This is a genomic window from Microbacterium sp. 5K110, from assembly GCF_005774735.1.
Lineage (GTDB): Bacteria > Actinomycetota > Actinomycetes > Actinomycetales > Microbacteriaceae > Microbacterium.
On record NZ_VBUM01000030.1, the window covers coordinates 22,691 to 36,396 of the forward strand.

General features: G+C 68.1%; 11 protein-coding genes and 1 tRNA gene. 5 read left to right on the plus strand and 7 right to left on the minus strand.

Features of this window, described 5'->3' with window-relative positions; genetic code table 11:
• Position 1 precedes the first annotated feature (1 nt).
• Entirely contained in the window at positions 2 to 916 is a 915-nt protein-coding gene (locus FE256_RS08895) for a PfkB family carbohydrate kinase (protein WP_171024271.1), read from the minus strand.
• 290 nt (positions 917 to 1,206) lie between these two features.
• Here FE256_RS08895 and FE256_RS08900 point away from each other — a divergent pair, with 290 nt between their 5' ends.
• Complete coding sequence (locus FE256_RS08900; RefSeq protein ID WP_138174809.1) at positions 1,207 to 1,968, plus strand: DeoR/GlpR family DNA-binding transcription regulator; 762 nt, start codon at positions 1,207 to 1,209, stop codon at positions 1,966 to 1,968.
• Between the two features lie 581 nt (positions 1,969 to 2,549).
• Here FE256_RS08900 and FE256_RS18150 read toward each other — a convergent pair.
• Together FE256_RS18150 and FE256_RS08910 are read right to left on the minus strand one after the other, a co-directional pair.
• Positions 2,550 to 2,783: a hypothetical protein gene (locus FE256_RS18150; RefSeq protein WP_171024272.1), complete on the minus strand. Its 234-nt coding sequence runs from the start codon at positions 2,781 to 2,783 to the stop codon at positions 2,550 to 2,552.
• Between the two features lie 513 nt (positions 2,784 to 3,296).
• Positions 3,297 to 3,384, minus strand: a tRNA-Ser gene (locus FE256_RS08910).
• Positions 3,385 to 3,604: 220 nt separating this feature from the next.
• Here FE256_RS08910 and FE256_RS08915 point away from each other — a divergent pair.
• Positions 3,605 to 5,596 carry a DUF4012 domain-containing protein gene (locus tag FE256_RS08915; protein ID WP_138174811.1) on the plus strand — a complete coding sequence of 664 codons (1,992 nt, stop codon included), beginning with the start codon at positions 3,605 to 3,607 and terminating at the stop codon, positions 5,594 to 5,596.
• Between the two features lie 72 nt (positions 5,597 to 5,668).
• Positions 5,669 to 6,922, plus strand: coding sequence for a DUF2254 domain-containing protein (locus FE256_RS08920; protein WP_138174813.1), 1,254 nt, complete (start codon positions 5,669 to 5,671; stop codon positions 6,920 to 6,922).
• Here the strand turns inward: FE256_RS08920 and FE256_RS08925 are convergent.
• Genes FE256_RS08925 through FE256_RS08935 form a run of 3 tightly spaced genes read right to left on the minus strand, consistent with a single transcriptional unit; the run spans position 6,919 to position 10,275 of the window.
• Positions 6,919 to 7,818: an HAD family hydrolase gene (locus FE256_RS08925; RefSeq protein ID WP_252370950.1), complete on the minus strand. Its 900-nt coding sequence runs from the start codon at positions 7,816 to 7,818 to the stop codon at positions 6,919 to 6,921. The genes FE256_RS08920 and FE256_RS08925 overlap by 4 nt on opposite strands.
• Positions 7,815 to 9,083, minus strand: coding sequence for a serine--tRNA ligase (serS, locus tag FE256_RS08930; protein ID WP_138174815.1), 1,269 nt, complete (start codon positions 9,081 to 9,083; stop codon positions 7,815 to 7,817). Before serS ends, FE256_RS08925 begins: the two co-directional genes overlap by 4 nt.
• A 40-nt stretch (positions 9,084 to 9,123) precedes the next feature.
• Complete coding sequence (locus tag FE256_RS08935) at positions 9,124 to 10,275, minus strand: hypothetical protein (protein ID WP_138174817.1); 1,152 nt, start codon at positions 10,273 to 10,275, stop codon at positions 9,124 to 9,126.
• Between the two features lie 138 nt (positions 10,276 to 10,413).
• On the opposite strand from FE256_RS08935, the gene FE256_RS08940 reads away from it, so the two are divergent.
• Positions 10,414 to 11,700 carry a diacylglycerol kinase family protein gene (locus tag FE256_RS08940; protein WP_138174819.1) on the plus strand — a complete coding sequence of 429 codons (1,287 nt, stop codon included), beginning with the start codon at positions 10,414 to 10,416 and terminating at the stop codon, positions 11,698 to 11,700.
• A 165-nt stretch (positions 11,701 to 11,865) separates the two neighbouring features.
• Positions 11,866 to 13,236, plus strand: a complete 1,371-nt coding sequence (locus FE256_RS08945; RefSeq protein WP_138174821.1) for a cryptochrome/photolyase family protein — start codon at positions 11,866 to 11,868, stop codon at positions 13,234 to 13,236.
• 61 nt (positions 13,237 to 13,297) lie between these two features.
• Here FE256_RS08945 and FE256_RS08950 read toward each other — a convergent pair.
• Positions 13,298 to 13,706: Asp23/Gls24 family envelope stress response protein (locus tag FE256_RS08950; RefSeq protein ID WP_138174823.1), on the minus strand; the 409-nt coding region annotated here is incomplete at its 5' end.

Genomic DNA, 13,706 nt, shown 5'->3' on the forward strand with positions numbered 1-13,706 from the left:
CTTATGGGTTGGTGTGTGGATTGCGAGCGTGAGTATTCAGTTGCAGGTCCGTGGCGAGCAGGGCCGCCGCATCAATGAGTGCAGCGACGTCCGCAGGGGTGGGGAGGTGGCCTCGACCACCCGCGGCAGTCGCGCAAACTGCCGCGGCTGCCGACGCTGTCAAAACCGCATGCGCGATCGACGAGCCTCCCGCCACGCTCAGCGCGTAGGCGCCGTGAAACACATCTCCGCACCCGCTCGTGTCCACGGCCTCGACCGTGAAAGCTGCGGTGTGCGCGGCACCGTCGGCGGTGAGATGCCATGCGCCGCGGCTACCATCCGTGACGACGACGGCAGTGCGGTGCTTGTTCCAGAGTCCCTGGCAGATCGCTAGTTCATCCGTGAGACCGGTGACTTTTTGTCCGACCTCAAGCGGGATGACAAGGTGGGCGGCAATGTCGAACAGTTCTTCTGCGTGGGGAAAATCCAACCGCTCGATGTCTGCGACAACCGCAATGCCCGCGGCAGCAGCGGCGCGGACCAGCGGCAGACCGTGAGCTGCGGCGTATGCATCGACCAGGAGTGCGTCGACGCCGCCAAGAAGCGTCTGGAGATTTGCACCTTGTTCCGGCATGCCCAGTGGAACGTCGTCATCGAAAGCGATGAAGCGATCCCCGCCGGGCGCGATCATGATGGTCGAACGAATTGGACCGGTTTTGGCTGGCGTGGCGTGGTCGAGATCGACCCCGTGGCGGGCTAAGTCATGCGCAGACTCCCCCGGTGAGAGGTAACCCAGCCATCGTGCAGAACCGCCAAGGGTCGTGATCGCCACAAGGGCTGTCGCGACGTTTCCGCCGTGAACGACGTTCCTGCGAAGGATCTTCCCCTTGCCCTCGACGAAGCTGCGGTCCAAAAACAGCAGTTCGTCGATCGCCACTGATCCGCAGCCCGCGACCATCGGCGCCCTCTGAGTGGGCACTAGCTGTCGCCCCTGAGGTGAGACACCTCATGGCGTGCTAGCTGCTGTGCGGGGGCAGAACTTCCCATCGTTGGGCTCCTCTACGTGCGTTGCGAACTACTCTGAAACAAAAAATCTCGTAAGTCAAGTTCTTTCGATGACTTTGCTATCTCGCGTTTCCGCTGTGCTTTACTACACACATCCAAAGCTCAGCTTCGCTTTCTTTCGAAGCTCCTTCACTTCGCAGCTCTGGGCGGTAGCGTGGACGCATGCTGTCAACGGAGCGCAGGAAATGGATCCTGGACGAGATCACACGAACAGGTCAGCTGGTAACCTCCCAAGCGGCGAGCCAGCTTGGCGTCAGCGAGGTGACCATTCGCTCCGATCTGGATGATCTAGCCCGGCGGGGTCGAATCACTCGGACCCATGGCGGAGCCGTCATACCCGAGACGCGTACGGGGGTTTTCGATTTTGAGGCGCGGATGCTTCTCAACACCGAGGCGAAGCGTCAAATCGCGTTGGCTGCGCAGCCCTACGTCCACAGCAACCAGACGGTCATCTTTGACGCCGGCAGCACCGTCCTACATCTCGCTCAAGTCATGCCCGACGTGAGAGACCTGACCGTCTACACGCCCGGGATCACCACAGCCCGTCAACTTCTCGCTCTCGAGGGCATTGACGTCCGTCTCTTAGGAGGACGTTTGGACCCTCGCCGGTTGGAAACAGTCGGCAGTCCGGACGAGCAAGGGATCAAGGACGTGCTCGCGCACACGTTATTCATGGGGATTCAGGGCATCGATTCCGACCTTGACATGGTGGAGCAATCTCGTGATGTCGCCGCGGGAAAGCTGCACTACATGCGCCGCGCACGCACTGTGGTGCTGTTGATCGACTCTTCCAAGTGGAACCACGCCGCTCTCGCCAAAGTCGCGTCAGTTAATGAACTGGACATAGTCATCACCGATAGCGGCATCGATGAGAGCGTCCGGCAACGAGTCAGTGAGCTCGACCTGGACTTAGTCATCGCGTAAGGGAACCCACAAGCAACCCACGTGCAGCTGCGCCTTGTCGCGCGGCGGTCGAAGGGAGCCAATGGTGGCCACTCCCCCAAGCACCGGACTACGGCGCGGGATGCATCAAAGCGCGCGGTAGCGGCGGCAATCATCTCCAAGAGGGCTATCGCCGCGCGGGGAAAGTTCGATTGAGACCCGCACTCACGTCTGCCCTCGGCGCGGACGTACGGCGCTTGAACTACGGCCAGATCACGCCGGTCCGATCGCTGTAGCGACAGGTCAAGCTCGCTCCAAAGAACCGATGCGGCCCGTCTACACGATCGTTATCGAGTTTGCACCATTAGAACGCATGTTCGATACTGGCAGACATGCGCGACGACGGTCCCCGCTGGCACCCCCAACTGCTCGCGCGGGAAACGGCGCCGGCTCATTGGGTCATGCCGGACCCCCTGGGCAAGGCCGCCGGCACGATCGAGCTGCGCCGCACCGACGATGGGCCGCGCTACCGGGTTGAGGTAGCCGGCGAACTACTCGGCTGCGCGACGTCGCTAGAAACGGCCACGGAGAGACTGCACCGCGTCATCATTTCGGCGGGCGGCCTAGGCACTGCCCATCGCCGCGTGAAGACGTTGAGTCAGGGCAGCCATAGCTTCCGCGACATCATGTTCGCCGGTCTCGTCCGCCAAACCGTAGTGGAGCAGGTCGCGGGTCAATCGGCGCGCGATCTGCTCAAGGGTCACATCGCCGCTTTGCCCGGTCGATAGATGCGCAGTGAGATAGGCCGATACGCCGATGAGGACTTTCAAATCGACTTCGTCGACTTCGGTCTTCATTCTTTCCTCGACTCTTCGGTCGGACCTCACACGGTGCTGAGAGGAGTGGCGACCAGCGTAGTACCGGGCGTGGTGTGGCGGGCGCTGCTCTCTGTGGGTGGATGGTCGAGCCCGGAACCATGAAAGTCCCCCTCCGCCGGGGCGGCTCTTCTCGACATCCTCAAGAGTGGGATGAACCGGATCACCCGCGAGGTAGATGACACCGAGCATCACATCGCCAGTTCCGAACAGGTGGTGGAACAACGGGACGAGCAACGTGATCGAGTACTCGACGTCTCTCGCCTCTGCGGAACGAGAGTGGCCGTGATTCCCGTGCCAGCGCAGCAGCACGAGCCGTTCGCCGCGACCGGCACTGACGGGGTGTTGGTGCCGGTGCAAGGGTGGGGGAACCATCCAGAGCGTCGCTGGAGCCCTTCCGCAGCTACTCCTGAGCTCCCAACGGACCGAGGAAGGCTTCCCAGATAAGAACCCCGCCCAAACTTTCGTGTGAGCGGGGTTCGAATGCGCACCATCTGGCGGAGGGTGTGGGATTCGAACCCACGGGACATCTCTGCCCACTGGTTTTCAAGACCAGGTCCATCGGCCGCTCGGACAACCCTCCCGATCTCCCGAGTCTACCGAGGCTCGCTGCGCTGCGAACGCCCACGTCCGGGTCGACAGCCCACGATACGGCCGCCCGGAACGCAGGCGCTCGACCCGAGCATCGGCGCTCGACCCGCAATGCCGACGCCCGGCATCCGGGGCCGCACGCCGCCGGACGGGGCGAGCGTCGTTCACGGGCCTGTGGGCGACCTGTCACCTCGCGACGTTACGATCTGCCCGTGATCTGGAAGACGGCGCCCGAGACGCGGGCGGACCGGCGGGCGAGGGGGCGCGCGGCGAGTGCCGGTCGACGCGACCCCGGATTGACCTCGACACAGCCGTTCGCGCGTCATGCCGCCGCAGAGACCGCGGTGCAGAAGTGGCGACGTCAGGCCTCCGTCGTCGCGGCGATCGTCGGTGGCCCCCTTTCCGTCGTGGTCGTCGCCCTGGCGGTCACCGCCGGCGCGTTCGCGTGGCAGGCGATCCAGGTGCGCGACGACCTCGAAGGGGCACTGGATCAGGCGAAGGTGCTCGTCCGCGCCGCAGCCGGCGGCGACGTCGACGGGATCCAACGATCGGGTGCGGACATCGTCGCCCGGGCGCAGCGGGCGCACGACACCGTGCAGAACCCGCTGTGGGATCTCGCAGCGCAGATCCCGGCGGCACGGACGAACGTCCTGGCCGTGCGCACCGTCACCGACATCGCCCACACGATCACTTCGCAGTCTCTCCCGCCGATGATGACGATGATGTCCGCGTCGAGCGGTGACACCGGCGGCGGCAGTGGGATCAACCTTCGGCCGTTCCTGCACGCCGGCGCGGTCATCCCCACCGTGCTGGCCTCGTTCGACGAGGCCTCGCGCATCGCGACGAACATGGACCGGACGGGTGTCCTGCCGCAGATCTCGGCGCCCGTCGATCAGCTGGTGGGTCTGATGCAGCAGGCGACCCCCGTCCTCACGACGGTCGAGGCGCACCTCCCCGAACTGCTCCGTGCCGCGGGCGCCGAGCGTCCGATGCTCTACCAGGTGATGATCCAGACGCCCGCCGAGATCCGGGCCACCGGTGGCGGCGTCGCGCAGTGGCTGGTGCTGAGGGTCGACGACGGCAATGTCGACATGCTCAGCCTCGATACCGGCACCGACCTCATGTACGTCGACCTGCCGTCGCGGGGCTTCGACACGGTGAACGGCTCACTCATCCGGCTGCCCGCCGAGACGCGCAAGCTCTACCCGCCGGAGTTGACGAACTGGTCGTCGAACTTCACCATGACGCCGGACTTCCCGACCGCGGTCGAGCTGTTCCAAGCCACACGCACGTGGACGGACAAGCCGAAATTCGACGGCGCGTTCTCGATCGACCCGATCGTCCTGGCCCACCTCCTCGAGGCGACCGGCCCGATCACGCTCGCCTCGGGCGAGACCGTCGACGCCCAGAACGCCGGAGCCAAGCTCATGAGCGAGCCGTACGAGCGATACGGCATCGACAACGCGGCCATGGACCGCTACTTCAGCGAGATCAGCGCGGCGATGTTCTCGAAACTGACCGGCCGCCAGTGGGACATCGCCACGATGTGGGGGCAGATCGTGCGCAGCGCCGAGGAGGGGCGCATCTACGCGTGGTTCGACGACCAGGGACTGGAGGATCTCGCCCACCAGTACGGCCTCGACGGCACCCTGCCGGAGGACAACGTCGACGCCACGCAGCTCGGCATCTACTTCAACGACTACTCGATCGGCAAGCTCCAGTTCCACCTCACCTACTCGCAGCACGCGACGTGCAACGCGGATGACCGGACGATCACCGTCTCGATGGACCTGCACAGCAGCATCACGGATGCCATCACGAGCGGATACACCCTGGGTCTGCGCAACATCGAACGCGGGATCGACCTGCGGACGATGATGCTCGACGTGCTGTTCTTCGCCCCGCCGGGTGGGCGGATCCTGTCCACCGATCCCGACGAGGGTGACCGGTGGGACTCGACGTTCCACGACCGCTCCGGGTCCGACCACTCGAGCCCCGCCGTGAGCCGGACGCTGCTCCTTCCGGAGGGCCAGACGCGCACCGTGTCGTACACCGTGAAACTGCCCGACGGAGAACTCGGCCCGCTGGAGCTGCGTCACACCCCCGGCGCGAACGACACCGCCGTCACGATCGACGCGAACTGCGCCCCGCTCTTCCGGAGCCCCGAGGGGTCGGACAACATCCTGTTGTCCAAGATCGGCTGATCGGGCCCCGACGGCGTTTCCCGTTCACGCAACCGGCCACCCATGCGGACGCCCGACGGCTAGCGTCGGAGGATGACGGCGAACGGCGGGGCACTGGCATCCTTCTTCTTCCGACTCGGAAAGAAGGTGTGGGTGCGCGCCGCGCTGTTTACTCTCATCGGCATCGCGGTCGCCCTGATCGCCGGGTTCCTCGGCCCCTTCCTCCCGTTCGACGTCACGATCGACCTCGGCCAGAACGCCGTCGGCTCTCTGCTGCAGATCATCGCCACGGCGATGCTCACCGTCAGCACCTTCTCGGTGACGGCGATGGTCACGGCGTTCTCGGCGGCGACGACGACGGCCACGCCGCGATCCACTCCCCTGCTCATCGCCGACACGACGTCGCAGAACGCGGTGTCGACGTTCATCGGAGCGTTCACCTACTCGCTCGTGGGCATCGTCGCCCTCTCCACCCCGTACTACACGGAGCAGGGGCGGACGATCCTGTTCGTCGGCACGCTCGTGGTGATCGGCATCGTCGTGTTCACGCTGCTGCGGTGGATCTCGCACCTGTCCACATTCGGGCGCATGGCGGACGTCATCGACCGCGTCGAGAAAGCGGCGACCGCCGCACTCGAGATGCACGCCTCGTCGCCCACTCTCGGCGCCCGGGCGCTGACGACCGTGCCCGGGGGAACCCGAGCCGTGCTCACCGACCAGGTCGGCTACGTGACTCACGTCGACGTCCGCGCACTCCACCGGCTCGCCGAGGACCACGACGTCCGCATCTACGTCGACGCGACGCCCGGCCGGATCGCGGACGCGCGCACCCCGCTCGTCCGCGTCGCCGGGGCGGTCGACGACGACCTCGTGAAGGCGGTGCGCCGCGCCTTCCGCATCGAGAATCACCGCACCTTCGAGCAGGACCCGCGCTTCGGCGTGATCGCGCTCACCGAGATCGGCAGCCGCGCCCTGTCCCCCGCGACGAACGACCCCGGCACCGCCATCGAGGTGATCGCGGCGCTGCAACGCGTACTGACCCGGGCGATCACGATCGAGCCCGATCATGAGGTGACGTACGCGCGCGTCTTCCTGGAGCCCGCCGAACTGCGCGACCTCGTCGCCGACGCGTTCCGCCCGCTCGCCCGCGACGGCGCGCCCCACATCGAGGTGCAGGTGCGCCTGCAGAAGTGCCTCGCCTCGCTCGCGGCATCCGCTCCCCGACACGCGGAGGCTTTCCGGGATGCCGCCCGCGCGGCGTTCGAGCGCAGTCGACGCGATCTCGACCGCAACGACGTCCGTCTGCTGCGCACGTCGATGCGCGAGGCGTGGAACGAGGCCGGCTAGAGCCCGCGCAGCACCGCGGCCACGCCGCCCTCGCCGACCGAGAGACCGACCTCGCCGGCGGCTTCGTGCACCTCGGGCGGACCCTGCTGCATCGCGATCGCGCGGCCGCCGTGCGAGACGGCCCACTGCATCATCTCGATGTCGTTGCGGCCGTCGCCCATGACGAGCACGTGATCGGGCGGGATGCCGAGCCACTCCCGCACGAGCTCGAGGGCGGTGGACTTGTTCACGCCCTGGGGTGCGATGTCGAGCCACGCCGTCCAGCCGATCGCGTACGACACCTGGCTGAGCCCGATGCGCTCGACCAGCTGGAGGAAGTCCATGTCGGTCTTCTCGGGCGCGACGACCACCACGCGGCAGACGGGCTGGTGCGACAGCTCCTCGAAGGCCACCTGGTTGGCGCCCTGCAGGTTCCAGTCGTCGAGGTAGTCGGTGAAGTTGCGCTGTCCGTCGGGCAGCTCGACGAGGAAGTGCGCGTCCCCGAGGTGCTCGCCCAGCAGCGTCAGCACATCGGTCGGGTCGAACGTCTCGACGTGCGCACGCTCGTACTCGCTGGCATCCGCATCGCCCACCCGGCGCATCACGATCGCGCCGTTCGAGCACACCGCGTACTCGGGATGGATGCCGAGGCGCTCCATGACCGGGAACGTGCTGTCCCAGCTGCGACCGGTGGCCAGCATGACCTCGTGGCCGGCGTCCTGCGCGTGACGCACGGCATCCACGATCCCGGGGCTCAGCGACTCGTCCTCGAGGAGGACGGTGCCGTCGATGTCGAGGGCGATGAGCATGCGCCCCACGGGCGCGGTCCGGGCGATGTCGTCGACGACCTCTGCCGCCTCGACCTGCGGCGACGTCTCGACGTCTCCGATGCGGGGCAGGGCGGCCTCGTCGGTCACGCGATCGGCTCCATGACCTCGAGTCCACCCAGGTAGGGACGGAGCACCTCGGGCACCGTCACCGACCCGTCGGCGCGCTGGTGGGTCTCGAGGAGCGCGACGATCCACCGGGTGGTGGCGAGCGTGCCGTTGAGGGTCGCGACCGGCTGCGTCTTGCCGCCGTCGGCAGGACGGAACCGGGTGTCCAGGCGGCGCGCCTGATAGGTGGTGCAGTTCGACGTGCTCGTGAGCTCGCGGTACGCGTCCTGCGTGGGCACCCACGCCTCGATGTCGAACTTGCGCGCGGCGCTGGAACCGAGGTCGCCGGCGGCGACGTCGATCACGCGGTACGCGAGCCCGAGGTCCTGCAGCATGCCCTCCTGCATCGCGACGAGACGGTCGTGCTCGGCTTCGGCATCCGCGGGGTCGGTGTAGACGAACATCTCGAGCTTGTTGAACTGGTGCACACGGATGATGCCGCGGGTGTCCTTGCCGTACGAGCCGGCTTCGCTGCGGTAGCACGTGGACCACCCGGCGTACCGCTTGGCACCGCGCTCGAGGTCGAGGATCTCGTCCATGTGGTAGCCGGCAAGGGGCACCTCGCTCGTGCCGACGAGGTAGAGGTCTTCCTTGGGCAGGTGGTAGACCTCGTCGGCGTGCTGACCGAGGAACCCGGTGCCGCGCATGACCTCGGGGCGCACGAGCGTCGGCGGGATCATCGGGGTGAACCCGGCCTGCAGCGCCCGGTCGAGCGCCAGGGTCATGAGGGCGAGCTCGAGCCGCGCGCCGATGCCCGTGAGGAAGTAGAACCGGCTGCCCGACACCTTCGTGCCGCGCTCCATGTCGATGGCGCCGAGCTTCTCGCCGATCGCGAGGTGGTCGAGCGGCTCGAAGTCGAACGTCGGCACGTCGCCGTGCGTGCGGAGGGTGACGAAGTCCGCCTCGCCGCCGGCGGGGACGCCCTCGAGGACGATGTTCTCGATCTTCGACAGCGCCAGATCGGCGGCCTCTTCCGCGGCGGTCACGGCGTGCTGCGCGGCCTTGACCTTCTCGCTGAGCTCCTTCGCCTCGGCCACGAGTGCGGGCTTGTCATCCTTCGGGGCCTGCGCGACCTTCTTGCCGTGCGCGTTCTGCGCGGCCCGGAGCTCTTCGAACGTCGTGATCGCGGCGCGGCGATCACGATCGGCGGCGATCGCGGCGTCGACGGAGTCGGGCGACTCCCCGCGCGCGATCTGGGAGCGCTTCACCAGTTCGGGATCTTCACGCAGCAGAGTCAGGTCGATCACGCGTCCATCCTACGGTCGCCGCCTCGGGTGATTCCGCGCCTCATGAGCCGGAAGCGGTGGGATCGAGGGCCTGCGTCACGGTCAGCACATCGGCGAACTGCGCCTCGATCTCGGCGGGCCGCGCGACGGCCGCGGCATCCGCGGCTTCGACGGCCAGGGCGCGGGCTTCCAGGTCGGCATGACGCTTATCCAGATCCGCCAACCGAGCGGCGAGCACCTCCGACCACGTGCCGCTGTACGCCGAGCCGTCCGAACTGGACCATTCCACCCGAAAGCGCCCGCGTTCGACGGGGTCCATGGCGTTGTACCGATCGGCGTCGCCCTGGTAACTCTGCCGGTTCAGCTCGTACGTCTGCCGGTCGTTCTCGAGAAGGGCGTGTGCGTTCGCGGCATCCGTCGTCGTGCGCGTGAGTTCGTCGACAGCGCCCTCGTAGTCGACGATCAGCTGCTGGACCTCCGCCGTGACGCGATGCTGGACCTCGACGAGCGCGGCGCGGTCGGTGAAATACCGGGCGTACACCTCTTCGAGCTCGGGGGCGAAGCCGCCGTCCGGCCGCACCTGGGAGCCGAGGTACGCGAACAGCTCGGTATCTCGAAGCTCCTCGTGATCACCGACGGACCAGTCGATCTGCTGACGGACGGGGTCATCGGATGCGACCCGTTCGATGGCCTCGTGCAAAAGGTCCCGGACGCGCCACACCTCCCCCCTGCCGAGCCGGACGAACGCTGCGTGCAGAAGCTCGTGCGCGAGCGTCGTCACCGCGGCATCCGCCACCCGGGCGTCGGTCGGCACGAAGACGAAGATCCCCTTCGGCGTGAAACAGCCGTCGATCACGTGGTCCGCCACGGAGTCCGCTCCCCCGCAGGCGTCGCTCAGATCGTCGCCATGGGCCTCGCGCGCGCCCACTTCGGTCAGCAGCGCACGTCCGCCCTCGGAGAGGAACGCCCGATCGGCCACCGTGGAGATGTCGGCGGGCAGGGTCTTCGGTCCGGTCCACGCCGCGACCTGGTCGATGACGACCCGGTCCGCCCCGGTGCCCACCACGACCCCGGCGACCAGGAGGAGCACCGCACCACCGACCGCCGTCACGGTCCACCATCGACGGCGCCGCCGGGCTCGCGCGAGAGCCGCGAACGGCCCGTCGTCGACCGGCCGCACCGACCGCCGCGGCAGCTGTTCGAACAACGTCACGCGCGGAGAGTAGACCCGCCAGGAGAACATCCGCGGGCGGCATCCTGGACACTCCCCGTCCGGCGCATCCCGCAGCCCGCGGGTCAACCCCCGTCCGCGCGAGCAAGCCTCGTCGGCGCCGGTCCTATGGTGGATGCCATGGCCGCCCCCGAAGAACCGCGCGACGACGCGGACGCCCCCGAGAACGACGAAACCGTCTCCCCCGAGGCCGAGAAGGACCGGGCGGCCTCGGAGGGCTCGCACGAGGACTTCCACGACGCCAGCCTCAAAGAGGACGACGAGGATGACACCGTCGCCGCCGACAACGACCCCAAGAGCGCGGCCGATCCCGACGACGTCATCCATCAGCCCGGCGACGTCGAGCCCGACACCTCCGACGGGGAAGAGGGAGAGGCCCGGCGTGTCTCGCCCGACGGCGACGACGCCCCCATGGACGCCGAGCCGACATCGAAGAAGCGCGCCGCGCTGGTCTACAACCCCACCAAGGTCGACCCCGAGGTGCTGCGTCCCCGCGTGAGCGAACTCGCCGCCGCGGCGGGGTGGGCGGAACCGCTCTTCTACGAGACCACTGTCGACGACCTCGGTGACGACGCCACCCGCGCCGCCCTCGAAGAAGAGGTGGATGCCGTGCTCGTCGCCGGCGGCGACGGCACCGTCCGGGCGGTCGCCGAGGCCCTCACCTCGACCGGCATCCCTCTCACGATCGTGCCGAGCGGCACCGGCAACCTCCTCGCCCGCAACCTCAACCTTCCGCTCGACGACGCCGACACGATGATCCGCGCGACCTTCGACGGCAAGGTGCACGCCACCGACACCGGCATCGCCCGCATCCGCCGCGCCGACGGCACCGTCGAGGAGCACGGGTTCGTCGTGATGGCCGGAATGGGACTGGATGCCGCGATGATCCAGAACACCCGCCCCGAGCTGAAGAAGTCGGTGGGCTGGGTGGCGTACGTCGACGGTGCGGCGCGTTCGCTCGTCAACGCCAAGCCCTTCCGCGTCATGTACCAGCTCGACGGTCACCGCCTGCACTCCGCGAGGGTGCAGAGCGTGCTGTTCGCGAACTGCGGCGCGCTTCCCGGCGGCGTGGCCTTGATCCCCGAGGCATCCATCGCCGACGGCCTGCTCGACGTCGCCGTCATCCAGCCCACCGGGCCGCTCGGCTGGATCGGCGTGTGGCGCAAGATCTGGTGGGACAACTCGGTGCTGCGCCGTTTCCGCGCCGGCCGCCGTGTGCTCGAGCGCCGCCGCGACTCGTCGGTGCGCTACTTGCGCGGGAGCGGCATCGAGCTGGCCACCGCCCCCGCGCAGCCGATCGAGCTGGACGGCGACGAGTTCGGTGAGGCGACCCGCATCTACACGCGCATCGTCGAGGGCGGCCTCGCCGTGGTCCTCCCCACCGGCCACGACACGTCGAAGCTGTAGGGGTCGCGCGAGGCGTCCAGATCACGTGATCTGGACGAGACCACGCCTCGTGGCGCGCCGTATCGGGCGCCTTCGGCCAGATCACGTGATCTGGCGACATGCCGGAACGGCGCCGCGACGTGTCAAGCCCGGCGAGGCCGAAACCCGGCCGGATAGCGTCGGAGGATGGCTTCTCCGTCTCTCGTGTGGTTCCGCGACGACCTGCGGCTGACCGATCACCCGGCGCTGCGCGCGGCGATCGACCGGGGGGAACCGGTCATCGGTCTCTACGTCCTCGACGAGGAGTCGACGGGCGTACGGCCCCTCGGCGGGGCCGCGCGGTGGTGGCTGCACCACTCACTGGCATCCCTCGCCGAACGCCTCGGCGAGCGCGGCTCCGTGCTGGTCCTGCGGCGCGGACGCGCGGCGGAGGTCCTCCCCGCACTGATCGAGGAGACCGGGGCGGGGGCGGTGTTCTGGAATCGCCGCTACGGCGGCGCCGAGCGCGACATCGATGCCGGGATCAAGGAGAAGCTGCGCGGCGACGGGGTGACGGTCGCGTCGTTCGCTGCGAACCTGCTGTTCGAGCCGTGGACCGTGCGGACCGGCGCCGGGACGCCCTACGGCGTGTACACGCCCTACCGTCGCGCGGTCGAGAAGATGCCCGCGCCGCGCGCGCCGCTCCCCGAGGCCCGCGCGATCCCGGGGGCGTCCTCGCCGCCGGAGTCCGAGGACCTCGGCACCTGGGGTCTCCTCCCGACGAAGCCCGACTGGGCCGGCGGCCTGCGCGAGACGTGGGAGCCCGGCGAGCCGGCCGCGAAGGCGCGGCTGCGCGAGTTCCTCGACGACGACCTCGGCGACTACGCGTTCTCACGCGACGCTTTCGCGGGCGGCGCGACCTCGAACCTGTCCCCGCGGCTGCGCTGGGGCGAGATCAGCCCGTACCAGATCTGGCACGACACGATCGAGCACCGTGGGTCGGGGAAGCACGCCGAGTCGGCGACCGGTTTCCTCTCCGAGGTCATCTGGCGCGAGTTCGCCTGGCACGTGCTGTTCCACTCCCCCGATCTGGCGACCAAGAACTGGCGCGAACAGTACGATGCCTTCCCCTGGCCGCGTCTGAACCGCGCGCACCTGGAGACATGGCAGCGCGGCGAGACGGGGATCGCCGTCGTGGATGCCGGGATGAAGCAGCTCTGGCACACCGGGGTCATGCACAACCGCGTGCGCATGGTCACGGCATCCTTCCTCACCAAGAACCTGCTCATCGACTGGCGCCACGGCGAGGAGTGGTTCTGGGACTGCCTGGTCGACGCGGATGCCGCGAGCAATCCGTTCAACTGGCAGTGGGTCGCGGGATCCGGGGCGGACGCCGCCCCCTATTTCCGCGTGTTCAATCCCGACACCCAGCGCGAGAAGTTCGATCCGCACGACGAGTACATCCGACGGTGGGCGCCGGAGCACCTCGACGGCGAAGCGCCCGAGCCGATGGTCGACCTCAAAGAGACGCGGCAGCGCGCACTCGACGCGTACGACCGGGTGCGCAACGCCGGCTGAGTCGCGCGCGCACACGAAAGGGGCGCCGACCGACGTCGACGCCCCTTTTCCGGTGCGGGGATCAGCTGACGCGAGCGTCCGCGGTGGTGTCCTCGTCCTCGTCGTCGCCCGGGATGAACACGTCGACGACCGTGACGTTGATCTCGGCGACCTTCATGCCCACGAGCTCGGTGATCGCCTCGTGCACGGCGGCGCGGACGTTCGAGGCCACGCGCTGGAGCTGCTCGGGGTAGTCGACCTGGATCGCGATATCAGCGGCGACCTCGGTCTCGCCGACCTCGACGCTCACCCCCTGGGCGTAGTCCTTCGCGCCGACGGCCTGACGGATGTTGCCGAGAACCCGGGCCGCACCGCCGCCGAGAGAGTGCACGCCGGGGACCGAGGCGGCCGCGATACCGGCGACCTTGGCGATGACGGCATCCACGACGACGGTCGAGCCGCCTCCCTGGGTGGCCGAGACGGGGGTGGTG

Excerpts from the sequence above, each read along its gene's own strand:
- FE256_RS08900 (WP_138174809.1), top strand. The coding sequence starts at position 1,207 with ATGCTGTCAACGGAGCGCAGGAAATGGATCCTGGACGAGATCACACGA.
- FE256_RS18150 (WP_171024272.1), bottom strand. The coding sequence starts at position 2,783 with ATGAAGACCGAAGTCGACGAAGTCGATTTGAAAGTCCTCATCGGCGTA.
- FE256_RS08920 (WP_138174813.1), top strand. The coding sequence starts at position 5,669 with ATGACGGCGAACGGCGGGGCACTGGCATCCTTCTTCTTCCGACTCGGA.
- FE256_RS08940 (WP_138174819.1), top strand. The coding sequence starts at position 10,414 with ATGGCCGCCCCCGAAGAACCGCGCGACGACGCGGACGCCCCCGAGAAC.
- FE256_RS08945 (WP_138174821.1), top strand. The coding sequence starts at position 11,866 with ATGGCTTCTCCGTCTCTCGTGTGGTTCCGCGACGACCTGCGGCTGACC.